Origin of the sequence: Blastopirellula marina DSM 3645 (assembly GCF_000153105.1) — a bacterium.
In the GTDB taxonomy this organism is placed as follows: domain Bacteria; phylum Planctomycetota; class Planctomycetia; order Pirellulales; family Pirellulaceae; genus Blastopirellula; species Blastopirellula marina.
Window position 1 is genome coordinate 538621 of record NZ_CH672377.1, and the last position, 25511, is coordinate 564131.

Annotated in this window: 17 protein-coding genes; 6 read left to right on the forward strand and 11 right to left on the reverse strand. The window is 55.8% G+C overall.

What is annotated here, in order from left to right; genetic code table 11:
- Positions 1–118: 118 nt before the first annotated feature.
- From DSM3645_RS21300 to rsmG, 9 genes are all read right to left on the reverse strand, one after another.
- Positions 119–1282 carry a type IV pilus modification PilV family protein gene (locus DSM3645_RS21300; protein ID WP_002654644.1) on the reverse strand — a complete coding sequence of 388 codons (1164 nt, stop codon included), beginning with the start codon at positions 1280–1282 and terminating at the stop codon, positions 119–121.
- A 32-nt stretch (positions 1283–1314) separates the two neighbouring features.
- Positions 1315–2472, reverse strand: coding sequence for a prepilin-type N-terminal cleavage/methylation domain-containing protein (locus DSM3645_RS21305; protein ID WP_002654645.1), 1158 nt, complete (start codon positions 2470–2472; stop codon positions 1315–1317).
- Positions 2469–3554, reverse strand: coding sequence for a prepilin-type N-terminal cleavage/methylation domain-containing protein (locus DSM3645_RS21310; protein ID WP_002654646.1), 1086 nt, complete (start codon positions 3552–3554; stop codon positions 2469–2471). Before DSM3645_RS21310 ends, DSM3645_RS21305 begins: the two co-directional genes overlap by 4 nt.
- Positions 3554–4522, reverse strand: a complete 969-nt coding sequence (locus DSM3645_RS21315; RefSeq protein ID WP_002654647.1) for a prepilin-type N-terminal cleavage/methylation domain-containing protein — start codon at positions 4520–4522, stop codon at positions 3554–3556. Before DSM3645_RS21315 ends, DSM3645_RS21310 begins: the two co-directional genes overlap by 1 nt.
- Positions 4523–4647: 125 nt before the next feature.
- The gene (locus DSM3645_RS21320) at positions 4648–6048 is read right to left on the reverse strand and encodes a type II secretion system F family protein (RefSeq protein ID WP_002654648.1); all 1401 of its coding nucleotides are present in this window, start codon (positions 6046–6048) and stop codon (positions 4648–4650) included.
- Positions 6049–6240: 192 nt separating this feature from the next.
- The gene (locus DSM3645_RS21325) at positions 6241–7968 is read right to left on the reverse strand and encodes a GspE/PulE family protein (protein WP_002654649.1); all 1728 of its coding nucleotides are present in this window, start codon (positions 7966–7968) and stop codon (positions 6241–6243) included.
- Positions 7969–8040: 72 nt separating this feature from the next.
- Positions 8041–9150 (reverse strand): type IV pilus twitching motility protein PilT, encoded by a 1110-nt coding sequence (locus DSM3645_RS21330; RefSeq protein WP_002654650.1) that lies wholly within the window; start codon positions 9148–9150, stop codon positions 8041–8043.
- Positions 9151–9532: 382 nt separating this feature from the next.
- Entirely contained in the window at positions 9533–11254 is a 1722-nt protein-coding gene (locus tag DSM3645_RS21335) for a GspE/PulE family protein (RefSeq protein WP_002654651.1), read from the reverse strand.
- A 194-nt stretch (positions 11255–11448) separates the two neighbouring features.
- Positions 11449–12135: a 16S rRNA (guanine(527)-N(7))-methyltransferase RsmG gene (rsmG, locus tag DSM3645_RS21340; protein WP_002654652.1), complete on the reverse strand. Its 687-nt coding sequence runs from the start codon at positions 12133–12135 to the stop codon at positions 11449–11451.
- A gap of 83 nt (positions 12136–12218) precedes the next feature.
- Here rsmG and DSM3645_RS21345 point away from each other — a divergent pair, with 83 nt between their 5' ends.
- The 5 genes from DSM3645_RS21345 to DSM3645_RS21365 all read left to right on the forward strand — a co-directional run bounded on the left by DSM3645_RS21345 (position 12219) and on the right by DSM3645_RS21365 (position 19172).
- On the forward strand, positions 12219–13535 hold the full coding sequence (locus tag DSM3645_RS21345) for a Gfo/Idh/MocA family protein (RefSeq protein ID WP_050769479.1): 1317 nt from the start codon (positions 12219–12221) through the stop codon (positions 13533–13535).
- A 197-nt stretch (positions 13536–13732) separates the two neighbouring features.
- Positions 13733–15460 carry a purine-cytosine permease family protein gene (locus DSM3645_RS21350; protein ID WP_040353171.1) on the forward strand — a complete coding sequence of 576 codons (1728 nt, stop codon included), beginning with the start codon at positions 13733–13735 and terminating at the stop codon, positions 15458–15460.
- 50 nt (positions 15461–15510) lie between these two features.
- Positions 15511–17007 carry a mannitol dehydrogenase family protein gene (locus DSM3645_RS21355; protein ID WP_002654655.1) on the forward strand — a complete coding sequence of 499 codons (1497 nt, stop codon included), beginning with the start codon at positions 15511–15513 and terminating at the stop codon, positions 17005–17007.
- Positions 17008–17298: 291 nt separating this feature from the next.
- Positions 17299–18807, forward strand: a complete 1509-nt coding sequence (mqo, locus tag DSM3645_RS21360) for a malate dehydrogenase (quinone) (RefSeq protein WP_002654656.1) — start codon at positions 17299–17301, stop codon at positions 18805–18807.
- Entirely contained in the window at positions 18804–19172 is a 369-nt protein-coding gene (locus tag DSM3645_RS21365) for a cupin domain-containing protein (protein WP_002654657.1), read from the forward strand. The genes mqo and DSM3645_RS21365 overlap by 4 nt, the downstream gene beginning before the upstream one ends.
- A 113-nt stretch (positions 19173–19285) precedes the next feature.
- Here the strand turns inward: DSM3645_RS21365 and DSM3645_RS21370 are convergent, their stop codons facing one another.
- Entirely contained in the window at positions 19286–19669 is a 384-nt protein-coding gene (locus DSM3645_RS21370; RefSeq protein ID WP_002654658.1) for a hypothetical protein, read from the reverse strand.
- Between the two features lie 559 nt (positions 19670–20228).
- On the opposite strand from DSM3645_RS21370, the gene DSM3645_RS21375 reads away from it, so the two are divergent.
- Positions 20229–21710, forward strand: a complete 1482-nt coding sequence (locus tag DSM3645_RS21375; RefSeq protein ID WP_002654659.1) for a sulfatase family protein — start codon at positions 20229–20231, stop codon at positions 21708–21710.
- Between the two features lie 51 nt (positions 21711–21761).
- On the opposite strand, the gene DSM3645_RS28760 is transcribed toward DSM3645_RS21375, so the two are convergent.
- The gene (locus tag DSM3645_RS28760) at positions 21762–25268 is read right to left on the reverse strand and encodes a tetratricopeptide repeat-containing glycosyltransferase (protein ID WP_002654660.1); all 3507 of its coding nucleotides are present in this window, start codon (positions 25266–25268) and stop codon (positions 21762–21764) included.
- Positions 25269–25511: the final 243 nt, after the last annotated feature.

Here is a 25511-nt window from a genome sequence, read left to right on the forward strand (position 1 = left end):
CTTTCGCATGACGACGCCAGCCCCCGCAAAGCGTCGCCGTTATTTCGTCAAACCGCCGTAAGTCGGCCGCTTGAATTGCTGGTAAGAGTAGTCTTCAGGAAAAGTAAATCGTGAGTGTTTAAGGGGTCCAAGGAGAGCCCGTCTCCAAGCGGACCTTTCGTTCGTAAACGCCGATTACGTCTTCGACGTAGATGGCCTGGGTGGGAGGGTCCGTCGCGTTCCAATCAGGCCCGCTGATTGTTAAACGTCGAAAGGGAGTCCCCGAAGCATCGATTTCATCCATTGCAATGATCCGATACCATTTGAAAACATCGCCCCAGTAATACGAGTCGCCGGAAACAGTTCTCGTAATACGTGTGGACAGGCAAATCCAGTCGCCCGTTCTCATGTCGAGCTCCGCCTCTGTACCACTTACTTCGACTTCGCCCGACGCGCCTCCGCCGCTGATAAACGAAGCGCCGTCAACTCCTAGTACGCGTTCGTTCAGTGACGTAGCGATATCGGCACTGCCGGGAATATCGCCTTGGCGATTCTGGAAGATAATTGTCGACATCGTGTATTGATCGGTCGGTAACTGAGATGCGTCAGTCGCCGCACTGAACGGAGGAGTCAAGCCGCCGCTCGTCGTATTGACCGGCACGCTGGCAAACTCCGGAACCAGCATGATCGCCCAACTATAGGTCCCTTGCGACTGACGGCGAATGGCCGTCCCGCCGCGTGTGAAGAACTTCTGCAATAGCGGGTCTTCGCGATCCTTGGGACGCTCATAACCGCCGGCGGTTCCTACCCCGTAGTCATCGTCAGAAACGAACGCGCGTTCGCCGCGACGGCCGATGATATTCAAACGCTGCTGGGCGTCGGTAATCACCGAGACATCCGGATAACTTCCCAGAGACAAGCGACGCATTTTCGGCGTCGCCGTCGCGGCATAGGGAAAACCTTGACGCTCGGTAGCGCCGTCAATAAAAAACATCGGGTCAATCAAGTACGCCTGACGCACAGGCAAGGCCGAGGGAGAGATTCGAATGGTCGATTTATCATTGGGCGTTGGGTCCAGCGGATCGAGCCAAGCGTCCGGGTTCATCATGCCGTAGACCTTCGCTTCGCGCTGGACGCGGCGGCCGATGCTGGCGACGCGATCGCTGCGGGTTCCCCGTTCGGCCAGATGGCTGCCGAGCGGAATCAGCGAGATCAGGCCGAGGATCCCCAGCATCACGACCATCGTCGACATCAACACTTCGACCAGCGTGATGCCGCGCGGGCGATTTCGAGTTGGTTGCATGGTTATCATCATTACGTCACGTTTGATTTCGGTTATCGGCCCGAGATGTTCTGAGCCTGCTTGGCGAAGCGGCGCGCCGACGCAATCGCGTCTGGCGCCGATCCGACCGAGGTGCTGACTGCCCCGTTGTTGGTGGTCGCGATGTTGCCCGTCAGTCGATTGATCGATACCCACATCGCCTCTGGATCGGCGATATTGCTGCCGTCAGCGGTGGGCGCCGTGAACAACGATAGAACGTTCGCCGGATTCGTCAAAGGAAGCCCAAGATCCGTCACTGCGATCACCTTTTCATAACGCCCAATCAGCAAGTTGATATTGCCCACCGGCAGCGTCGCGGAAGCGGTCACGGCGGTAGCCGAAGTGCCCGATTGCCAATAGTAAGCGTCGACGCCCCCTTTAGGGCCGAACATGATCTTGGGGTATTCCTCGGTCGTGGGCGTGCCGGCAAACGCTTGCGAAGCGATCCCCGTCGAATTGGTCCCATACCCGGTCGTCCCTAAACCCGAGAACGCCAAGTCGATGCAAATGCCGGTCGGCATCTGCAGCGGCGTGACGCTGTTGCGCTGCGGTTGACGGTAGATTTTGAAAGGGGAAGTAATGGTTCCGGATGCGTACCATGGAAATGGGGATGGCTGATCAATATCCCACTCCACGCTGACCAATCGATATCCGTTCGTCGATATCGTCGGATTTACGGCGGTGACACGATACGGCTGATTTTGGTAACTAAAAAAAACAACGTCCCCCGGCTGAACAAAATCTGGATCGAGCAGCAATGTCGAATCGATCGGATGCAATGGCGGCATCCCCCCAGCTTGCACCTTGAACGCCAACGAAGCGGAGTTGGTTCCCATGGATCGGATTTCTACCGTCGATGCAGTAAAGTCGCCCGCATAGGGAGGCGGCGTTTCGACCATGAACAACGTGAGCCCGGCTTGCGGTTCGTTCGGACGATTGTTAACGATCTCGACGCCGACCGAACGGCCGAGCTCCAGCGCTCGCGTGCGAGCGCCGGCGATAAACGCGTTCACCTGACGCGCCGCTTCGCGTTGCTTTTTACCGCGAGCGCCGGTCCGCGCCGCGGTTGCGGCGATGCCGAGCAAGATCGACAACAGCGTCACCACGACCAACAGTTCGACCAAGGTCACGCCGCGGCGGTTTTGTTCCGATTTGTATGACTGTCCACTCATGGCGCGTTACCTCCGACAATCAAGTAATGATTGCTGATGTTGTCGACCGAGTTGTCGTAGCCGTCGCCGTTGACATCCGCACGGACAGCGCCCACACCGACCGAGCCGTTATCGCCGATAAAGGGCGCAGCGGTGAAAGCGTAGGGGTTGGCTACCGGCGATGTCGAAGAATAAACGATCGGCCCCGTACCATTATTTCCGGTGATGCCACGTTCGGTGTCGGCAGTCGTGCCTGACGAGTCGTCGCCCACGATATCAAAAATGCCATCCTTGCCAGGCGAAACGACCAGCGGCATCAGGTTGAAATGTGCAAAGCTATCGGCCGTTGTTGCCCCGGCGCCATCTGTATAAAGATTCGGGATTCCGCCTGTCCGTCCATAAACCTTCAGCGGATCGAAGGAATCGTAGACGCGAATATCTTGCAGTGAACTCTCGAAACCAAGATATCCCTGCGGCCAGCGGATAAACGCGATGGGGTTGCCCCAACCGTCCAGCACTTCGGGCACGCCATCCTCGTCGGTGTCTCCGACTTCGCTATCGTGCAAAAAGTCGAGCGCGCTCGTCTCACCGTCAGAGATCGACGCCAAAATGAGATAGAGACACTCAGAGTGTTGGTTCTCAGCGGTCCAGTAGTTGTCGTACGCATCCGTCCAGCTTAAAGCGCCAGTGAACGCGATAATGGCGCGTTGATGACGAGCGTAGGTCGACGAATATTGCCCCGCAGCGAGCGTTGTGTAATCTGTCGCCAAATCCGTTTTGCGATCCGGCATCTCCTGCATCATTAACGCACGAATGTTATCGACGCGATCCGTCGCAACTTGACGCGGGTTGCCTGTTGTTGGCCGGGGAGTCCGCCGCGTCCGATAGCTCTCGTAGCGAGTCATGATGAACTCGTTGAGCTTGGTGATTTGGCCGCGGGTCCGTGCTTCGCGGGCCGATTCGCCGGCGCCGGCCAGGGCCAGTAGGACCATGCCCGACAGTAGGCCGAGGATCACGACGACGACCAACATTTCGACCAGCGTAAATCCGCGGCGAGCAGCAGTCCGCCCGCGGCGGTCGTTTCGCGCGTGATTACGCATCATTATTCAGGCTCCTTGTTACGCAACGGCCCCTGAGCAAAGTTGGTGATGTTGTCGCGATCGTCGGTGGTGTAGGCGTACGCCGTCAACGAACTGGGAAGCGTTGCGCCAGCCAATCCTCCTGGATAGACTTTTACGTCGGTATTGGTGACCGCATAGTCGTCCCACTCACCGAAGGACCCATCGATGCCGGCACAGATAATTTGAAAGGTATCGGGATTGGCGAAACCCGAAGTGCTTCCCAGGATCTGGTAGTAAGGACGGGCCTGACCAATACCAGGGAACGCAGAAGATGTAGACGCCGGAAATCTCGCGGCGGCGCCTGCACCGGTCACGTAAGACCTGGAATCGAAATAGACGTACGGAGCATCCACACCGCTTGGATAATACTCGTACCAACCGTCGCCGTCTTTGTCTTGCAGGCGTTCCGGTTTGAAATCAAAATACCGCTTGCGCTCGCTGGATCCGGTGAGCGGATACTCGATGTCCGAACTAAATCCGCTCAGGCAGATCACCAGGATTTCGGGAGGGCTAATGTTATCGAGTGAAAGCGTGCCGGTCAAAATCGCAGGAGATACAATTCCTGCATCCACCAGATTTTGAATTTGCTGCTTCTCACCCGTATCAGACGAATCTAGCGCGTCATCGTAATCCTGTGAATTAATACGGGGGAAAAGCTTCTTGAAAAACGATTGAAATCTTGCTTCGCGAACGCCGTTGGTCGGATAGTAGGCGGCGTTACCATCTGGCGGATACGCACCATAATCATTCCTGAACAGCTTCATCGCCGTTTCCATCTGAACCAATTCGGCGGTCATCGCGCCTTCCTTCACGCGACCAACGGCCGCCGGAATCGCGACCAGCGCTAAGCCGGCCAGGATGCCGATGATCGTGATCACGACCAGCAGTTCGACGAGCGTAAACCCGCGCCGTGTTGATTTGCGCTGCGTTGCAAGTGCCCGAGTCTTCATGGCGAACCTTTCCTGGTAAACGCGTCGGCTTCGCTGCCGCGGTTCGTAGTAAGTGGTTATGTAGTTGGGGTGTTTGCAGCAGGGAGGCTCGGCTGGCGAGCGGCCTCCCTGCGGTGCGATAAGGTTTACGACAAGTTTTGAATCAAGCTGACCAACGGCAGGAAGAGCGAGACGACGATAAAGCCGACCGAGATGCCGAGAAACACGATCAAGATCGGTTCGAGCAGCTTGGTCAACGATTCGGTCATCACGCTGACGTCCTCGTCGTAGGTGTCGGCGACTTTGAAGAGCATCGTATCGAGTTCGCCGGTCTCTTCACCCACGTCGATCATGTTGGTCACAAACAGTTCGACCACGCGACGTTTCATTCGCATGAAGTACCAGAGCGCGCCGCAGATGGCGCAAACGCCGATCGCGGTGGGTGCGTACTGGGCCACATCGCCAGGCACAATCATCAGCGCCGCGGCCGGCAGCGCGGGGAACAGCATCCACAGGAAGAGCGCGACCGGGTGAAACGGAGCGCGACAGTTTTCTTCCATCGGTTTGAAGATCGATTCGCCCTCTTTGATCGACTCGGAGACGTTGTGATACATCTTCTCGAACATCGCGTGCCCTGACGTATCGCGGGCAATGTTCAAGCATTCGAGGATCGGCACGCCTGAGGCGATCAACGTTCCTAGGGTACGCGTGGTCCGCGCCAGGATGTTCTTCTCTTGCAAGCTGCCGGCGATCGGCACGTTCAGGAAGAACAAGTCCCAGCCCATGCGCCCTTGTCGGAATTTCCGCAGCAACTTGACGAACAAGACCAACGCCATCGGAATCAACGGAATCACGTACCAGTAGTTCACGATCGCCGTCGACATGGTGATCAACAACTGCGTCGGCGGCGGCAAATCAAGTTCGAAGTCGTCAAAGATCGTCTTAAACACCGGCACGATCTTGATCATAATGAAGGTCAAAATACCGACCGCCACCGTGATGACCACCGCGGGGTAAATCATCGCGCCTTTGACTTTGCGCTTCAGGTCTTCGTCCCGTTCCATGAAGTCGGCCAGGCGAAGCAAAATCACTTCCAAGGCGCCGCCGGCCTCGCCGGCTTTGATCATGTTGACGTAGAGCCGATTGAAGCACTTCGGGCACTTCGACATCGCTTCTGACAGACCGGCGCCCGACTCAATGTCTTCGCAGACGTCCATCAACGAGTTCTTCAAGCGTCCCGGTTTCGACTGCTTCTCAAGAATCTTCAAACTGCGCAAGATCGGCAGACCGGCGTTTTGCAGAATAGCCAACTGCCGTGTGAAGGTAGTCAGCTGACGACTGCTGACGCCGCCGATCGCGAACGTGCGGCCCCCTTTGCTACCTGCCTTACCGGCCGCCTTCGCCCGCGCCTTCTTTTCAGAAATGCGGGTAATGAAGTAGCCCATTTGGCGTATAGTAGCCACCGCTTCATCTTCGGTTGGCGCATCAATTACATCGCGGATCTCCTGACCCTCGGTGTCCATCGCTTCGAATTGATAGGTTGGCATGATCTTTTCCCGCGTGCAGCCTGGATTGTCGAACGGCGCGGCTGGTCGCGTCGGTCGAAGGATGTTGGCGTCAGGCGATTATTTCGCCGGGTCGCTCAGTTCGTGTGAATTCAACGTGTTTGTTTGTTAATTTTTCTCGTGTTGGCAGCATGACGCCGCGAGCACGAGGAGGCTTCGATTTGTTTCGCTTTGCTATGCTTCGAGCACGGTTTCGCGAACGACCTCTTCAATCGAGGTCAAACCGTCGTAAGCCAACAGCATTCCGGCGTCGCGGAGCGAGGTCATCCCCACGCGCCGCGCCTCTTCTCGAATCTCGTCGGTCGACGCGTTCCGCATAATCATGTCGCGGATATCGTCATTCATAATGAGCAGTTCAAACAGGCCGATGCGCCCTTTGTAACCGGTGTTGTTGCAGTTCTCGCAACCGATCCCTTTGTAGAACTTGCGGCCGGCCAGTTCTTCGGGCTTCATCTTCAACTCGAACAACATATCGTTGCTCGGGATCGATTCTTCGCGACACTGACTGCAAATGCGCCGCACCAGCCGCTGAGCCAAAATGGCTTCGACCGTCGCGGTGATCATAAACGTCGGAATGCCCATGTCCTTCAAACGCGTGACCGTCGAAGGAGCGTCGTTGGTGTGCAGCGTGCTGAACACCAAGTGCCCTGTCAGCGACGCTTGAATCGCGATCTCGGCGGTCTCTTTATCACGAATCTCGCCGACCAGGATCGTATCGGGATCTTGTCGCAAAATGGCTCGCAGGCAATTCGCGAACGAGTTGCCGATGTCGGCGTCGATCGGAATCTGCACGATGCCGTCAATGTCATACTCGACCGGCTCTTCGGTCGTGATGATCTTCTCGGTGATTTCGTTCAGTTCGCTAAGCGCTGAGTAAAGCGTGGTCGTCTTGCCGGAACCGGTCGGTCCGGTCACGAGCACGATACCGTTGGGACGCTCCATCACGACGCGAAAATCCTTCAGCGTGACCGGATCCATGCCGACCTTCTCTAGATCGAGCGACACGACGCTGCGATCGAGCAGTCGCATCACGACGCTTTCGCCAAACATCGTCGGCAACACTGACACGCGCAAGTCGACCGGGTGCCCGCCGACGGTCAGTTCGATCCGACCATCCTGCGGCATCCGCCGTTCCGCGATGTCGAGATCGGCCATCACCTTGATCCGAGTAGTAATTGCAAACGCCAAGTGACGCGGCGGCGGAACCATTTCAAAGAGCACGCCGTCCGCTTTGACGCGAATCCGAAACTCTTCTTCAAACGGTTCAAAGTGAATATCGCTGGCGTGATCTTTGATCGCCATCAGCAGAACCATGTTCAGCAGCTTCCGCACCGGGGCGCTGTCGGCCAGCGCTTCGGCGTCCGTAATGTCGATCGGCCCGTCACCCATCAGCGCCGATGCGGCTTTCGCCAAAACGGCGTCACCCTCGAGATCGTGGACCAGGCTTTCGAAGCTTTCGGTATCTTCCGAGTAATAGCGATCGAGCGTTTTTTGGATGTCTCGTTCGGTCGCGACGACAACGCGAATCGAGTAGCCCAAAAACTGTCGCAATTCATCCTGCGTCGACAAATTCTGCGGTTCGCACGTCGCGACCGACAGCTCGTTCAAATCTTCGTCAAACGAGATCGGAATCACTTTGTAGAGCTGGGCCATCGGCTCGGTGACGCGCGACAGCAAGTCGCCCGGAATCGAGACGTCGTCCAGACTGACGACCTGCATTCCCAATTGCTCGGCCAACGCTTGAACAAGCTGATCATCCGTGATCAGGTTCATGTCTTCAGCAATCTTGCCGATCGCCTGATGTTCAGCTTGCTGCTCTTGCTCTTCGAGCAATAGCACCAACTGTTCATCACTGATGAACCCTAAGTCGACCAGAATTTGTCCCAGGCGTCGAATCGCCATTGATAAGTCCTTGCTGCTTCTACTTGGCTGCGTCTATTTGAAGGTAAATCTCTGCCGTCGTTTCGGTTGACGTTAGTGAGCGGAAGCTTCGGCCACTTCGTCTTGCTCCAAGCCTCGTTTGGCGTCCGCGATTCGCTTGGCCAGGTCGGTCGGATGCTGGGCTTTGCCGAGCACCTCTTCTTGCGAGACTTTCTCTGCTTTCCACAAGTTGTAAAGCGAGTCGTCCATCAGGATCATCCCGTGCTTGGCGCCGGTTTGAATCATCGACGGAATACGAAACACCTTGTTTTCGCGAATCAGGTTCTTGATGCCGGAGGTGCAGTTAAGCAGTTCGTAAGCCGCACAACGTCCGCCGCCGATCTTGGGGCAGAGCGTTTGCGACAACACGCCGATCAAACCTTCGCCCAACTGCGTCCGAATCTGGTCCTGCTGGTTCGTCGGAAACACGTCGATAATGCGGTTGATCGTGCCGGCGGCGCTGTTGGTATGCAACGTACCGAACACGACGTGCCCTGTTTCCGCCGCGGTGATCGCCGCTTCGATCGTTTCCAAGTCGCGCAGCTCACCCACCAGAATCACGTCCGGGTCTTGTCGCAATGCGCGACGAATCGCTTCGGCGAAAGAGGGGACGTCGACCCCAACTTCGCGTTGATTGACCGTCGACTTTTTGTGGTAGTGATAAAATTCGATCGGATCTTCGATCGTGATGATATGGTGATCGATCGTCTCATTAATGTTGTTGATCACGCTCGCGAGCGTCGTACTTTTTCCCGAACCGGTCGGCCCGGTCACCAGAAACAGCCCGCGAGGGCGTTTGCACAACTCGATCACTTTGTCGGGCAAACCGAGTTGCTCCGGCGTCAGCATCGAGTTCGGAATCTGACGCAACACCATCGAGATGTTGCCGCGTTGGCGAAAAATCGAAACGCGAAAACGGGCCAAATCGCTGAACGCAAAACCAAAGTCGGCGCTGCCAGACTCTTGCAGTTCCCGCTGACAACGCTCTGGCGTGATGCTTTTCATCAGCGAGACGGTGTCTTCTGGAACCAAAGATTTCGTATCAAGTTGTCGCATTCGCCCATGCAACCGAAACACCGGAGGTTGCCCGACGGTTATATGAATGTCGCTCGCGCCTTGCTTCACGGCGGCTTGCAACAGCTTGTCAATCAGAATCGTGGCCATACGAATCCTTTAGCGCATTCAACAAGAGACGTATTACCCCCAGCATTGGGAGCAATTACATAACGACAGCAAGCGTTCCAGCACATTCCCCAATAGGGAGCGCCCTGGTTAACGTTTCTGGTTGGTATAGGAATGAATCACGTTCAACAGGCGAGCTCGATCGAGCCCGGCTCAAGCGAGCCCTGTTGCCGTGCGATCCGTTCTGTTCCGTGATGAGGGATAAGGAAAAGGAATAGGAAGCTGGCGGATCGTTGTTATTGTTACGTCGCGGCCCGATCGCTCAAGTAAATGGCCCGTTCTGTGGCGCATTTCGCAAAAACGGTTTGACCTGCCCTGCGACGCAAATTGGAACTGCTGCGAGACATGAGTCCTCTAGGAAGACTTATTGCTCGACTTGCTTGGCGACGCGGAACACCTCCTCAAGGGTGGTGAGCCCCTTCATTGCTTTGAGGATGCCGTCGTCATACAACGTCGCCATCCCCAGGCTAACCGCGGCTCGCCGAATCTCTTGAGTCGAAGCGCCTTCAAACGCTAGCTCTCGTATTTTTGAGGACATCGGCATCAATTCAAAGATACCGCGACGTCCCTTGTAACCGGTGCGCTGGCAGTTGCCGCAGCCGCGCCCCTTCATAAATGTCGCGGTCGCGGCTTGCTCCGGCGTGATGCCGGCTTGCTCCAAAACCGCGTCGCTGGGGGTGAACGGCGACTTGCACTTGTCGCAGATAATCCGCACCAAGCGCTGTGCCAGCACTGCGATAATTGTACTCGCGACGAGATAGGGGGGAACCCCCATGTCTACCAGACGTGTAATGGAACCGGGCGCATCGTTCGTGTGTAGAGTACTGAAAACCAAGTGTCCCGTTAAAGAAGCTTGAATTCCCATCGATGCCGTCTCTCGATCTCGCATTTCACCCACCAGGATGATATTAGGAGCCTGACGCAGCATCGCGCGAATAATCCGGGCAAAGTCGAGCCCGATGTTGTGACGCACCTGCGTCTGGTTGATCCCCGGCAGATAGTATTCGACCGGATCTTCGGCCGTGATGATCTTGGTGTCGGGACGGTTCAGCTCGTTCAACGCGGCGTACAGCGTGGTCGTTTTTCCGGAACCGGTCGGTCCGGTAACCAGAATGATGCCGTTCGGACGCTTGATCAGACTCTGGAACTTCTGGAATGAACCTTCCGACAGACCAAGCTGACGAACGCCCACCTTGATGCTGTCTTTATCCAGAATACGCATCACGATCGATTGACCATGGTTGGTCGGTATCACATTGACACGCAGGTCGATCTCTTTGGTGCCAACGTCTGCCTTGATGCGACCATCCTGACAACGTCGGCGTTCGGCGATGTCAATTCCGGCAAGAATCTTGATGCGGGAGATCAGCGCACCCAACATACGCCGGGGGGGGCTGTCCCGCTCGACCAATACCCCATCGATGCGGTAGCGAATGCGGACGCGATCTTCAAATGGTTCGACATGGATGTCGGAAGCACGCAGCTGGACCGCCTCGTTGATCATCAACTGCACCAGGCGGACCACCGGGGCGCTGTTGTCGTCGACCGCCGAGACGTCGTCGTAGGTCTGCGTATCTTCCTGCATCGTGTCGGTGAAGTCGATCGCCGTATCGGTAAACTCCTGCAGCATTGTATCGGCCGACTCCCCCTCTTGTTGGCCGTAGTAGCGGTTGATCGACTCCAGGATGTTTTCGCGGGGGGCAAGCGCGATCTCCACTTTGCGATTCAAGATGAACCGCAATTTGTCGAATGCTTCGAGGTCGAACGGGTTGCTGCAGATCACGCGCAGCGCCCCATCCTCTTCCGACATCGGCATGATGACGTTTTCGCGGGCGACCGATTCCGGCACCAGCTCAACGGCCGACGGGTTAATCAGCACTGAGTCGAGGTCGATGTACTCCAGTCCATGCTCTAGCGCAAGGGCCTTCATCACGTCGCTTCCTGACGCATAACCGAGCTGAACCAGGGCGTCGTGGACCTGAATCTTTTTCTTGTCGGCAAGCTGCTCCGCTTCGGCAAGCTGATCAGGGCCGACGATGCCGCGTCGAATCAGGTTTTCCGAAAAGTCTCCGAGTGTTCCGGCCAAGGCGCAATCCTCCCGAACGCGATAAGTCGCTGCGAGCGCAGTTGTTTACGAAAAGTCAGAATATAAGGAATGCAGCGGCGTCAGAATAGATTTGGACACCGCGCACCATAAAACGACGAGTTCCCTCATCATGTATCATGCTTCGGAAACCGTAGCCGCGTCAACCGATTGGTAAGTCGAAGTCGGGCCGAAATTTACGGTTCTTTCCGTCCAGCCGGCCAAATCTTCAAAACCACACTCGGATGGTCGTTGCCGGGGGTCGTGTATTCGACCTCTTTTCGGAGCTGAAGGTCGTTCAAAAGCCCGAAATGACGTGCTTCGTTCCGTTCTTCGACCCATTTACCCCCCTTGATGGCCAGAAGTTGATCAAAGGAGGCCCAATGGGGGGCCAACCAAGTCAGCAACTTCTTCAGAGGGGCGACCGCGCGACAAACAATTGCGTGATAGCGAAAATCTTCTAGCAAATCTTCGGCGCGAGCATGATAAACCGGAATCGACAGCCCGGCGCGATGGACGATCTCCTCTAAAGCTTTCGCTTTTTTCGTGACCGAATCGCACAAAGAAACCTGCACGTCAGGACGTAGAATGGCGATGATGACGCCGGGGACGCCGCCGCCGGAACCGAGATCCAGGATCTCGTCGCCCGGTTTTAGCTGCCCTGCCAATGCGAGACTATCCAGAACATCCCGCGCGACGAATTTGTCGTAGTCAGTGTGCCGCGTGAGGTTCAAACTTTGATTCATTTCCCACACGATCTGCGCGTACTTGTCGAGCGCAGCGACGATCGCATCATCAAGCGGCGCTCCATGCGCCGTCAGCGCCTCTTGCAGCGTGGCGAACTTGGGCGCGGGTGCGGGCGTAGGCGGGGGAACTTCGTTCAAAGCAATTCTCTTTGTGTGACCAACCAAAACCAATCTACTAGATTCGGCCCTACGGCTCGTTGCGACAAGAGGGGGAAAGCCCAGTGATAGACCGTATTTGCCGTCGTTCGTTCCTATTGGGAGGGTCAGCCGCTCTGTTCGCCGGCTCGGCGGCGCCGGTGACCAAGGCCAATTCGCCCAACGAGCGACTTCGTTTGGGGTTTGTCGGAGTCGGAAATCAGGGATTCAGCAATCTGAGCCTCTGCGAAAATGAGGAAGTCGCCGCTCTCTGCGATGTCGACGCGCGGTATCTCGGCGAGGCTCAATCCCGTTTTCCGAAAGCGGCCGGCTTTCGCGATTTTCGCGAAATGCTCTCGTCGGCCGATTTAGACGGCGTGGTGATCAGCTCGCCTGACCATACGCATGCGCTGGCCAGCTTGTTGGCGATGGAGCAAGGTCTGCACGTCTATTGCGAAAAGCCGCTCTCGAACAACTACGCCGATTGCCAAACCATGGCCGCTGCGGCTGCGACCACGAAAGTCGTCACGCAGTTTGGCGTCCAGCACCACGCAAAACGCGGCTATCGCCGGCTGCGGCAAATTTTGCAATCGGGCGAACTCGGCAAGATCGCAGAAGTCCACGCCTGGTCGACCGCTCCCTTTTGGCCACAAGGGGTGACGCGACCGATCGGCGAGTTCCCCGTTCCCGCTTGGCTCGACTGGAATCTCTGGCTCAGCGGAGCGCCGGTGCGTCCGTATGCTCCCGGCTACCATCCGATGCAATGGCGCGGACATTGGGCCTTTGGCAGCGGCGCGCTCGGCGACAACGGTTGTCACTTGCTCGACCCGGTCGTCTCCGGGTTGTCGCTTACGGCGCCAACCGCCATCTCGGCCCAGACCTCCGGCGACGGCTCCAACGAATCGCCTCCCAGTTGGAGCGTAGTGAAGTTCCAAGTCGCGCGCGAAAACGCCGCGCCGGTTCGTCTGACCTGGTACGACGGCGGCCAAAAACCATCGGTCGAAACCGTCGGCGTCGCGCGGGTACCGGATGACGGAATCTTGATCGTCGCCGAACAGGCGAAAGTCTACGCCAGCAAATTTGGCGGCATGCCCCAAATCGTGCCAGGCACGGCGGTCGATGGTTTTCAGCTTTCGCCGCTGCGGCTGGAAGACCCGCAAAACCATCATCAACAGTGGCTTTCGGCAATCCGCAGTCATGGTGAAACCGACACCTCTTTCGCCTATGGCGCGCGACTCTCCTCGCTTTGTTTGCTGGGGAATATTGCGGTACGCGTAGGGGGCGAATTGAGTTGGAACGAGAGCAAGCAGGAGTTTGAGGGTTCGCCAGAGGCTACGGCTTTTTGCACCGTCGCCCAGCGTGACGGCTGGCAGTTTCCTATACTGGATATCAAGCGTCCCTAAATACTCGTCTGGCGCTTCGCTCAAATATCTAGCCATATCGCCGAACGGAAGTGTGGAGAGAAAGGCATGCGTTGCGGATGCTGCTCTTTCGAATCCTCCGCTTCGCCGATGTGACTCCTCCTCAACAGCTCATCGAGATCGAAAACCGGTCCGTTCGATCGTCGACGCACGCACAATCAACTTCCGAGAAGAGCCCTATGAGTTCCGAAACAAGCTCGCAGGCAATTGCCGACATCAAGCAAGAGCAATTGCCGATTCCTAGTCACAAGCTGCATGGCTGGACTCATTTCCTGGGTTTGTACGCCGGCGAACATGTCGCCGCGACCGAGTTCGTCATCGGCGCTACTTTTGTCGCGTTGGGAGCTTCGACCAAAGACATTCTGATTGGCCTGTTGATCGGAAATTTCCTGGCGATTCTAAGCTGGACGGTCATCACAGCGCCGATTGCAGTTCAGACGCGACTGAGTCTCTACACCTATCTGCATAAGATCGCGGGAGACTCAATGACCAACCTCTACAACTGGGCGAATGTCCTGATCTTTATGGTCATCTCGGCGGCGATGATTACTGTTTCCAGTTCCGCCGTGCGACTGTTATTCAACATCCCCGCTCAATTGCATTGGTATCCCACGAGCAGCTTGTTCGTATTGGTCGTGCTGGCCGTCGGCATGATTGTGGTGGTGGTCGCGATGTATGGATTTAACGCCGTCGCCGAGTTCTCAGGCCTATGCGGTCCTTGGTTAGTCGTGATGTTTGTCTGCGGTGCGTTCGTGCTGTTTCCCGCCCTCGCGAATTCGGTCCTCGGCCGAACCGAACTATCAAGCTTCGGCGACTTCATCACGATCGGCGACCAATCGATCTGGACCGGGGTCAACAGCAAGGGAGAACCAGGCATCGGCCTCTGGGAAGTCATTGGATTTGCGTGGGCGGCGAATACGATTACGCACTTCGGCCTGATTGACATGGCGTTGTTGCGATATGCAAAGAGTTCGCTGTATGGACTATGCACTAGCGCAGGCATGCTATTTGGACACTATGTCGCATGGATCGCAGCAGGCGTCATGGGCGCCGGCACAGCGGTGTTGCTGAAATCGAACATCGTCGAGCTAGACCCCGGCGACGTCGCGTATCGTGCACTGGGACTTTCTGGATATGTGATTGTGATCGTTGCAGGCTGGACGACGGCAAATGCGAATCTTTATCGCGCGGGGCTAGCGGCGCAGTCCATCTTTCACACGCATTCTAGAAAGATGGTCACTTTTACGGTGGGCTGCATCACGGTTGTGATCGCCTGCTTTCCGTTTGTGTTCAGCCAGATGCTTCCGCTGCTAACCTACGCAGGTCTGCTCGTGGCGCCGGTAGGTGGAATCGTATTTGCAGAGCATGTGGTTTTTCCTCGCATTGGTTTTACCCGGTATTGGGCGCATTTCCGCAGGTCAAATCACAGCACGCCGGCGATCGCCGCTTGGATCGGCGGTTTGGCCTTTGGGTTTGGCCTTAACGCGATGAACGTGATGTCGTTTTATTATCTATTTTTGCCGACGTGGATCTTTACCATTCTGCTTTATACAATTCTCGCAAAACAATACGGCGCTGCGGAAAAGTATCCAGTCGAACAAGCGGAAGACGAAAAGCGAACTGAAGAGATCAAAGCGTTTCAAGCGGAACAAGCAATCTCAGAAGGTGATCCGATTCGAGATCATTCTTGGCTGTCGAAGGCGCTGACTGGAATTGCTTGGACCAGCTTGGGACTTACGCTGGTACTGGCTTTAAGAGTGATGTTTTGGAGTCCCGACATGACCGCTTACGAACAGAACGTCGCGATCTTTTACCCCTGGGCGTTTGTGTTCACGATCACTTATTTCGCTTTCGCCTACTGGGTTCTTCACCGGCGAAAGGCGCTGAATTTACATCTGGCGGACTGAGCAACGATCCCTTTCATGCCGTCGGCGGAAGCCGCAAGGAACATTCTATTATGAGCGAATCGATTTCACTAAATCAGGAAAACCTTCAACGGCTGCCGCATGAAATCGCTCGCCCCACGTATGATCGGGCTCCGCTGAAAGCGGGGATCGTCCATGTCGGCGTTGGCGGATTCCATCGATCGCACGAAGCGTTTTATACCGACCAGTTGCTGGAAAACGCCGACGTTTCCGATTGGGGCATTTGCGGCGTCGGCCTGAGAGAAGCCGATCGTAAAATGGCCGCCATACTCGAAAACCAAGATTACCTTTACACGTTGATCATGAAGCATCCGGATGGTGAAGTCGAAAATCGGGTCATCGGATCGCTGATCGATTTTGTCATGGGTTGCGACAATCCAGAGATGGTCATCCGCAAAATGGCGAGCCCAGAGACTCGCATTGTCTCGCTCACGATCACGGAAGGTGGATACAACGTAGCGCCGGGCACTGGAGAATTTGATTTCTCGAATCCTGATGCGCAACACGATTTAGAACATCCGTTGCAGCCAATTTTGGTGTTTGGATACCTGACTGCCGCACTTCGCCAAAGGCGAGACCAGGGGCTCCCGGCATTTACGATTCTCTCCTGTGACAATATTCAGCATAACGGCAGTTTGACCCAAAAGATGGTCCTGGATTTTGCTCGTCGACAAGATCCCGATTTGGCGAGCTGGATTGAGAACGAGGTTGGTTTTCCCAACGCCATGGTCGATCGCATCACCCCGGTGACAACCGACGCGGATATCCGCTATCTCGAGCATGAGTTGGGATTCAAGGATGAATGGCCGGTAACCTGCGAACCCTATTGCCAATGGGTGATCGAGGACAAATTCTCCAATGGCAGACCAAGCTGGGAAAACGTCGGAGCTCAGTTTGTGCCCGATGTAACTCCCTACGAGAAGATGAAACTGCGCCTGCTCAACGCTGGCCATTCGGTGCTGGGAATCCCCGGGGCGATCGTCGGCTACGAAACCATCGCCGAATGCGCTGCTGACAAACTGTTTGCCGCCTATCTGCGCAAATTCATGGACCTCGAAGCGACTCCGGTACTGGATGACGTCGCAGGAATTGATCTCGACGCCTACAAAGACACCCTGTTGGAGCGGTTCGGAAATCCGAATGTCCGGGACAATGTCTCACGAATCTGCCTAGCCAGTTCCAGCAAACTGCCCGTTTTCTTGATTCCGACGATCACCGAAAACCTTCAGCAAGGCGGCAACATCCAGTGTTCGGCGTTTTTACTTGCGACATGGTGTCTTTATAGCGACAAACGCGTCGATCAAAATGGCAAGCCGCTTGTCATCATGGACGACTTGAAAGACGAGTTGCACCAAGCCGCTCAAGGGACTTGCAATGACAAACTTTCCTTCTTGAAGCTGAAGCCAGTCTTTGGTGAGTTGGCTCAAAACGACCGTTTCGCCACGGAATATGTCAGCATGGTCGACCAGGTTTACGAGAATCCTGACGTATCTCTACTGATGCGAAAGCTCCTCGCGGATGACCAATAGGCGATCTCGCCGTAACAGCGCAATCATCATCCACCGTGGTAGCGGCGATGGGTAGCGGGGGAGAGACCGAATGCGCACGGCGCCCAGCGGACTTCCAGCTTCTTTTTGGGGAACATCGCGGTTCCCGGGGTGGCGAACTGACATGGAATCAGCCGAAGAAAGAGTTCTCAGGCTCGCCGGAAGCGACGGCCCTGTGTACGGTCAGTCAGAGAAACGGCTGGCAGTTTCCGACGATGCGATGAACGTGCATTAATCCTCGATTCACCTTCTATCTTTCTTGATAGCCATCCTATGAAGTCTTCCTCACCAAACGCCGACGCTCCGCTTGATGTCGTTTTGATCGGCGCCGGCATCATGAGCGCGACCTTAGCGGCAATGCTGAAGCAGTTGCAGCCTAACCTGAAAATCGAGATTTTCGAGCGACTCGATAGCGCCGCCCAAGAAAGCTCGAACGCTTGGAACAACGCCGGCACCGGACATGCGGCGCTTTGCGAGCTGAACTACACGCCGGTCATGAGCGATGGCAGCATCGATATTTCCAAAGCGTTGACGGTGAACACGCAGTTCGACCTATCGCGGCAGTTCTGGGCCTATCTGGTTCGCCAAGGAGTCATCAAGTCCCCCGAGTCGTTCATTCAGTCGGTGCCGCATTGCAGCTTTGTCCGCGGCGTCGACAACGTTGCATTTCTGCGTAAACGTTTTGCGGCGTTATCGGCCCATCACTGTTACCAGGGAATGGAATTTTCGGAAGACAAGCGGCAGTTGGAAGAGTGGATGCCGCTGGTCATGGAAGGTCGTGACCCCAGCGAGGTTGTCGCCGCTACGCGGATGGTCACCGGCGCCGATGTCGACTACGGTTCGCTGACAAATGCTCTGCTCCACTCAGCGGCCGAACACGATAACTATGCGATTCACTTTTCTCAATGCGTGCTCGGTTTGCGCCGCGCGGGGAAACTGTGGAATGTGCACGTCCGAAACGACAAAACCGGTACCCACCGAGACGTCCAAGCCAAGTTCGTCTTCATCGGCGCCGGCGGCGGATCGCTGCACTTGTTGCAAAAATCGGGCATCCCCGAGGCGCACGGCTACGGCGGCTTTCCGGTCAGCGGCATCTGGCTACGCAGTGACAACGCCAAGTTGGCCGAACGTCACCATGCCAAAGTCTACGGCAAAGCGTTGACAGGTTCGCCGCCGATGTCGGTGCCGCATCTCGACCAACGTCATATCGACGGCAAGGTGGCGCTGCTCTTCGGGCCGTATGCAGGCTTCTCGACGAAGTTCCTCAAGCATGGATCGTTTTTTGATCTCTTTGGGTCGATCGATCCAGAGAACCTTTTGCCGATGCTGGCCGTCGGGCGAGACAACATCGCACTGACGGAATATCTGATCGGCCAGGTCATCGAGTCCGACGCAAAGCGTTTCGCACTGCTGCGCGAGTACTTCCCCAACGCGGATCACGCCGATTGGAAATTAGAAGTCGCCGGACAACGGGTCCAAATTATCAAGAAGGATCCCGTCCACGGCGGCATTCTCCAATTTGGCACCGAGCTTGTCTTCTCGGCCGATCACTCGCTAGTCGCGATGCTGGGCGCATCGCCGGGCGCGTCAACTGCCGTCGCGATCATGATCCAAGTTCTCGAACAAGCGTTCGCCGATCGGCTGGCGCCAGGAGCTTGGCTCGATCGGGTGCAAGAGATGATTCCGTCATACGGCCATTCATTGATCGACGACGCGGACCTATGTCGAAAAGTTCGCGCTGATACCGCCGCCGTACTCCAACTGCAAAATGTGAACGCATGATCCAAGCCTATTACCTCTACACCGGCCCCGATGGGCACTCGCACGTGACTCGCGGCAGCATCGTTGACAATGAAGTCACCGCAGCCAAGTCGGTCTTGTTCAAAGAAACTCCGCCCCACGCAACGCTCGAGTGGCACAACGCTCCCACCACGCAATACGTGATCACGCTCTCAGGTACGCTCGAATTTACGATGCACGATGGCGAAACATTTACGCTGGGTCCCGGCGATATTCTCATCGCGTTGGATGTCACGGGGACTGGTCACTCGTGGAGACTAGTGGACGACGAGCCGTGGCGGCGGTTGTATGTTGCGTTTGATCAGGATGCAAAGATTAATTTTCAGCCCGATAAGTCACTCGGCTAATCTTCTTAGGAAGGCCCGAACACACGCTTATAGCGGTCTCTGACATAATCGCCCGAGTCTTCGGTCTCTTCACTTTGACCTTGTCAGATATCAATCGCCGGCTTCCCAACTTGTTAGCCGCCGATCCCCCATTTTTGTTTCATGACGGCGCTCCAAATGCGATGCAGCACGATGAGAAACGAGACGAGGGTGCCGGCCAGATATCCCAGGACAAACGTTGATACGCTCTGATGTTGGTAACTCGCCAAGTACAAAGCGATGCACGTACCGACGATCGCGATCACGGCTGCGATTAATAAATCCTTGCCGATCTGGCGGACCACTCGCGGAGGCGAGGCTACATCCCCCGTATCTTCACAGTTTTTCATCAGCGGATGCGATGGAGACGAATAGGGATTATCGTTCGGCTGGAGCTCCCCTGGATCCCCTAGCGCCGAATCATCTAACCTCAAGAAATGAACCGTCTTAATCGCCTCGCTGTTTTTCTGCTTATTCATTGGTTTTCTCGTGAGGAGGTTCGGTTTGTCCCAATCCGCCTGTTAACCGCGAAAGCGATGCACATCTTTTCGCCGTTCGACTCGGTTGCCTGCGAGGTCGAATGTGTGAAGTTTTTGAGCTCCCGCACATCTCCTCTGCATTCATTGCGTAGGCCAGACCTGCAAGTCGACACTCTTTTTCAAGAATTTTCGTCGTATTCCCAAGTTTCGCGGCGCGGCTCGTCAACACGCAGTCAACTGCGGACGGTCTAACGTCGCGAACTCTCGCCGAGTGCGCCGCAAGAATCACTTAGAAAACAACTTGGGCTATTTCGGCGACTTGGTAGAAACGCCGTATTCGTTAGGGTAAAATTCCATGACACTCAGCGAGTAGAATGGAGGCTTTTCGCCCATGCTCATCCAGACAGTCCTGTTTCGCCTGGAACGGAATCATCGGATGTTGCTCCCATCGCGACCCCATTGCCCAGCAGCCGAGCTCCCCGCAGTCGACTCCCAATTCACAAGCTCTTAGGCGCCCATCTGTATGAGAATGCTCATCACCTTCGCTCTTGTCTTCGTTATGACGGCTTCCTCTTTGGCGCAAGATAAGGCCCCACAAAAGGAAAAGTCCGCCAAAGCGGACAAGCGTCCTAACGTGTTGTTCATTTTGACCGATGATCAGCGTTCCGATGCGCTCAGTTGCATGGGGCACCCGCATCTCAAGACGCCGCATGTCGATCGGCTGGCCGACGAAGGCTTGTTGTTCAAGAACCACTACTGCACCACCTCGCTTTGTTCGCCCAGTCGTGCGTCGATCCTCAGCGGTCTCTACGCTCACGCGCATGGAGTGGTCAACAACTTTACCGACTATCCGTCGAACTTGGTCAGCTTCCCCATGCGACTGCATGAGTCCGGCTACGAGACGGCCTACATCGGCAAATGGCACATGGGCGAAGATAACGACGAGCCCCGGCCCGGCTTTGATTACTTTGTGACGCATAAAGGGCAAGGAAAATACTTCGACACCGAATTCAACTTCAACGGCCAAGGGCGCAAGGTCGTCGACGGGTACTACACGACGGTCGTTACCGATATGGCCGAAGACTGGATCAGCAAACAAGATGGCGACAAGCCGTGGATGCTGATGCTAGGACACAAGGCGCCGCACAGTTTTTATCTGCCCGAAGAAAAGTACGAACACACGTTTGATCAGGCCGATATCCAATATCCCAAAAGCGCCTTCGATCTAGAGGACAAACCAGAGTGGTTTAAAAAACGACTCGATACCTGGCACGGGATCTATGGGCCGCTGTTCGACTGGCGCAAAAATTTTCCGGACGAAAGCCCCGCAGGCGTGAAAGACTTCGCTCGGATGGTGCGCGCCTATTGGGGGACGATTCTCTCGGTCGATGACAGCGTCGGTCGTCTGTACGACTTCTTAAAAGAACGCGGTGAGCTCGACAACACGCTGATCATCTTTACGTCCGACAATGGTTTGTTGGAAGGGGAACATGGCATGGTCGACAAACGAACCGGCCACGAGCCTTCGATCCGAATCCCGTTGGTGGTCCGCTACCCAGGACTAACCCCAGTCGATCAGCCGCGCGTGATTGACAACATTTCGGTCACGATCGATTTCGCTCCGTCGATTTTAGAAATCTGCGGCGCCAAGCCGCTAGAAAACATCCACGGCAAAAGTTGGAAACAACTTGCCCAAGGGGACGCGTCCGACTGGCGCACCAGCTTTTATTACGAGTACAACTACGAAAAGCAGTTCCCCTACACGCCCAACGTTCGCGCGCTGCGGACCGATCGTTACAAGTACATTCGGTACCCGCACGGCGACGGTTCGCCCGACAAACACATGGCCGAGTTGTATGACCTGAAAGCCGATCCCGACGAAAACAAGAATCTGATCAACGAGCCCGCTCAGGCCGAAACGATCCGCAAGCTCCGCACCGAACTCGACCGCCTGATCGCCGAACATGGCGCCGGCCAACCAGACCAGATGCCGCTCGATCAAGGGATCCAATCCGGATTGCCGGAAGAGTCGATCCGCTAGAGGGACCTCGCCGGTTGCAGCCAGCAGCGCCGAAACCGGTATCAACCTCGGCTAAATATTATCGTTCGCTTTGGCCGAAACGTCCATCAGATCGCTTTCTTTGACCGAGGTGAGCAGCAATTGGTACTGTTCATCCGCGGCGGCAAATTCTCCAGCGTTATGCAGCACCTCCGCATATCGCTTGCGTATCCGCAAATTGGCTGGTTCCTGCTTCACGCATTCCGCCAATAATTTAACGCTCTTGCTCACCGCACCGGTTTGGACGAGATATTCGGCCAAGTCTTCTTTCAACGCGCAGGCGCCATTCTCTTCTGCGACAAGTCGCTTATAGATGCGATCGATTGTCGCGTTCATCTTGGGAGTTGTCTTACTCAGATGGCGAACCGCATTCACATAGGTCGGCCAGAACTGTTCGTCAATGTCGGCCCGCTCCGATAGTTCGTTCAAGAGCGCAGCGGTTTCCTGGTAACGCCCTTCCGACGCCAACAAATCAACCGTGCGCATCTGGAGCGTGGTCGTCTCGAACCCGGCTTGAATCAAGATCTTCAGCTGCGCGATCGCTTGATTGGTGTCGCCTGATTTGGCGAGCGCCTCAGCGTAGAGCCGCCGAGTATCATTGTCCGTAGGCCGTTCGCTGGAGAGCATCTTCAGCGATGCGAGCGCCGATGCGACCTTGCCGTCGTTCAAATCAAGCCGTGCGCGAATCAATCGCGTGTCAAAACTTGGCGCCATGGTCTCAAGCAAAGTACGAACCTCGTTCAGCTTGTGTTGGTCAAACAGGAGATTGGCCAATTCGAAGTCGATCTCTGGATTGGGCCTGATTTCCAGCGCTTTGCGATAGGCGGCGATTGCGATTGTCGTCTCTTTCAGCGCGCCCGCGCTGCGAGCGAGTCCCAGTTGAATATCGCCTTCCTGCTCTTGGGTCGCCAAAATTTCGCCAGTCGCCGTCTCGACCGCCATCGCTTTGTAGGCGGCGTACGCTTCCGGCGTCTTGCCTTGGTCGAACAGTTGGCTCGCACGGGCCAGTTTTAACCCCAAGTCATGCGGAAAATCGATCGCCAATACGGCGTCCAGTTTCGCGAGACGATCTTTTTCGCCCAGCATCTGCAGCACCTTGCGGGCCTCAAATAGGATCGCCGGGTCTTTCACGCTTTTCGGCGAATCGAGCAGTTGCGTGATGATCGTGTCCGCACGTTGGCGCTCGGCAGGCGTCAGCATCGCCGGACTTTTGGAAATGTTGGAAAGGAAGTAATTGTCTTTCCAGATGTGCCAAGCGCAGATCACGCACAAGAGCGACGCCGCCAGGGCCATCCAGCCTCCTTCGAGCAACGGAAGCATGATTGGCCGCGGCGCAATATCGACGGCAGGGCTAATCACTTCCGAAAGCTTCGATCTTCCGCCTGCAGCATGCTGAATGCTCTTCAGCACGCTCCGCGACTGATCATCGAATTTGGTGAATAGCAGCCGATACTCAGATGACTCGCCGGTCGACTCGAGTCGCCCGTGGCCAGACATGCGTCCGACCGGCGAGTTGATTCGAAAGTAGATTTCTTGATCGACGGACAACGGCGAATTGGTTTCAAAGACGATTGCATCATCGAATACCGCGCTGGAGACAGCTTTGGCGAGCACATCCGAATCGGCCGATGCGGCAATTTCCAACGGCAAGCGAACAAATTTGCGTCGCCCTGCGCGCGACGATCGCGGCGCCAAGCGTTTGTATTGCCCATCTACGGCGGTCTCGGCCGAAATGGACCAGATTTCACTCAACTGCTCGGTGGTCGCATTGATAAATTGAAAACCGACGCGAAACGCGTTGAAGTTCGTCTGCTCGCTATTGACCTGCCAACATTTGCGCACGACGGCCTGGCAGTTCAAACGCCGCGCGGTAGTCGACAAGGTCAGATTGACAATTGCGCCGACCGGAATCGGCATGTAGACAATCGCGCCGATCCCCGTTTCGTTCACATCGGTGCTAATCGCCTGGCCGGAGACGCCGTCTCCTTCAAACCGAATATGAACTTCGTTGGTGGGGTGACGCCAGGAAAATCGCCCATCGCCGGGACGCAGCGCTTTTCGCACCACTTGAAAGGCCATCAGAGACTGGATCGCGATCAAAATCCCGCCCACCGTCAAAGCGATATAGTCATTGCTTGCGCCCAAGTAGATTTTGGCTCCCGCCCAGGCGATCGCGGCCATACCAAGCGTGATGAGCGCGATGTGAGGAGCGATAAGCATCGTGACCTTGGTGTTTTGCCGCCCTCGCTTGCTGGTCACCACAAATTTTCCGCGTCCACGATTCAACATCGCGCGCGCCACGCAGCAGCATTGAATCCAGAAGTTGGTCATTGCCTGGACTTCCATATCCCAAAGTCGGCCGTATCCGTTGCTGATTAATTTGACCGTCGTCCAGGTCACGATCAAATACGCCAACGTGATCAGCAGCAACGTCGCGTTGAAGTGTCCGACCGGCGAAACGCCGCTAAACAGCATCAAAATCGGCGCGATATAGAGCAACGCCTTGGCTGGCCCCGTCGTCCATCCCAACATCGAGCCGAGATAGTTGAGGCGCTGTCCAATCGTCAAACCCTTCATCGTCAACGGATTGTCGTAGGCGAAGATGCTGAGATTTCCCTCGCCCCAGCGAAGGCGCTGCGACGCGAACGAAGTGATGTCGGGAGCCGCCTGAGCGGCGATCATCCGTTCGTTCACAAACAACGACTTCCAGCCTTTGGCGTGAATTCGCAGTCCGGTATGCATATCTTCGGTGATCGTTTCGGTCGCGATCAGGCCAACTTCCTCAAGCGCCGTGCGACGGAAAATCGCCGCGCTGCCGCAGAAGACGTTGGCGTTCCAGCTGGTTTTGCCTGGCTGGATGACGTTGTAGAAGAGCTGACCCTCTTCCCAGTAGATGCCGCGTTTGTAGTCGACATGCGACTGAAAGTTATCAAAGTTGTAAAACGCATGCGGCGTCTGGATGAACGCCAACTTCTCGTCGGCGAAATACCCCAGCGTGCGCGAGATAAAGTTCGAGCGAGCGATATGATCGGCGTCGAAAATCACGACGAACTCGCCGTCCGTTCGATCGAGCGCATGATTTAGATTTCCGGCTTTGGCGTGCAGATTGTTTTCGCGCGAGATATACTCAACGCCCATCTCCTGACATAGCTCGGCCACTTCGGCGCGTCGACCATCGTCCAATACATAGGTCCGATGCGGATAGTCAAGTTGATTGAGTGCGTTGATGGATCCACGCAGCAACTGCACGTCTTCGTTGTAAGTCGGCAGAAATACGTCGACCGTTCGCTCGGCAAGCGGCGGAACCGGATCGAGGACGATCGAGTCCCACACTTGCATGAAATAGAGGAACAGCAGGATGACTCCCCACGTTTCCGCCCCCAAGAGCGTCACTGAAGCGGCGATCGCATAGTAGCTCTCAAAGTTCAGCGTGTAGAACAGTCGATAGCTGATGTAAACCGTCGACATGATCGCCGCGAGCACAATCACAAAATGGTGAAAGTGACGAGGCTCCGAACTGTTTTTATCGAACGTGGACATAGCGATATTAATCCGTAATCCCGCGCAAGGGCGGTTGCGAAATCGTGACTGCAGCGAGCGTTCCTAGTGAAGTCTCGACTGCGGTTGTCCGTAAAACTAGGTCACCAGTAGTCGTTGGCCAGTAGAAACTGACTTGCGACCGTCAGAGCATTGGCCATGGCCAATTGCGAGCGGAGTAGCTGCTCTCAATCGGATCAAGCGAACGGCGTACGTCCTGCACCACATCGCGAACATTGCGATTAT

What these genes read in the sequence shown, in the direction of transcription:
- DSM3645_RS21310 (WP_002654646.1), bottom strand. Translation starts at nt 3,554, where the DNA reads ATGATGCGTAATCACGCGCGAAACGACCGCCGCGGGCGGACTGCTGCT.
- DSM3645_RS21330 (WP_002654650.1), bottom strand. Translation starts at nt 9,150, where the DNA reads ATGGCCACGATTCTGATTGACAAGCTGTTGCAAGCCGCCGTGAAGCAA.
- DSM3645_RS28760 (WP_002654660.1), bottom strand. Translation starts at nt 25,268, where the DNA reads ATGTCCACGTTCGATAAAAACAGTTCGGAGCCTCGTCACTTTCACCAT.
- DSM3645_RS21300 (WP_002654644.1), bottom strand. Translation starts at nt 1,282, where the DNA reads ATGCAACCAACTCGAAATCGCCCGCGCGGCATCACGCTGGTCGAAGTG.
- DSM3645_RS21305 (WP_002654645.1), bottom strand. Translation starts at nt 2,472, where the DNA reads ATGAGTGGACAGTCATACAAATCGGAACAAAACCGCCGCGGCGTGACC.
- DSM3645_RS21315 (WP_002654647.1), bottom strand. Translation starts at nt 4,522, where the DNA reads ATGAAGACTCGGGCACTTGCAACGCAGCGCAAATCAACACGGCGCGGG.
- DSM3645_RS21375 (WP_002654659.1), top strand. Translation starts at nt 20,229, where the DNA reads ATGACGGCTTCCTCTTTGGCGCAAGATAAGGCCCCACAAAAGGAAAAG.
- DSM3645_RS21355 (WP_002654655.1), top strand. Translation starts at nt 15,511, where the DNA reads ATGAGCGAATCGATTTCACTAAATCAGGAAAACCTTCAACGGCTGCCG.
- DSM3645_RS21325 (WP_002654649.1), bottom strand. Translation starts at nt 7,968, where the DNA reads ATGGCGATTCGACGCCTGGGACAAATTCTGGTCGACTTAGGGTTCATC.
- DSM3645_RS21365 (WP_002654657.1), top strand. Translation starts at nt 18,804, where the DNA reads ATGATCCAAGCCTATTACCTCTACACCGGCCCCGATGGGCACTCGCAC.
- DSM3645_RS21350 (WP_040353171.1), top strand. Translation starts at nt 13,733, where the DNA reads ATGAGTTCCGAAACAAGCTCGCAGGCAATTGCCGACATCAAGCAAGAG.
- DSM3645_RS21320 (WP_002654648.1), bottom strand. Translation starts at nt 6,048, where the DNA reads ATGCCAACCTATCAATTCGAAGCGATGGACACCGAGGGTCAGGAGATC.
- DSM3645_RS21370 (WP_002654658.1), bottom strand. Translation starts at nt 19,669, where the DNA reads ATGAATAAGCAGAAAAACAGCGAGGCGATTAAGACGGTTCATTTCTTG.
- mqo (WP_002654656.1), top strand. Translation starts at nt 17,299, where the DNA reads ATGAAGTCTTCCTCACCAAACGCCGACGCTCCGCTTGATGTCGTTTTG.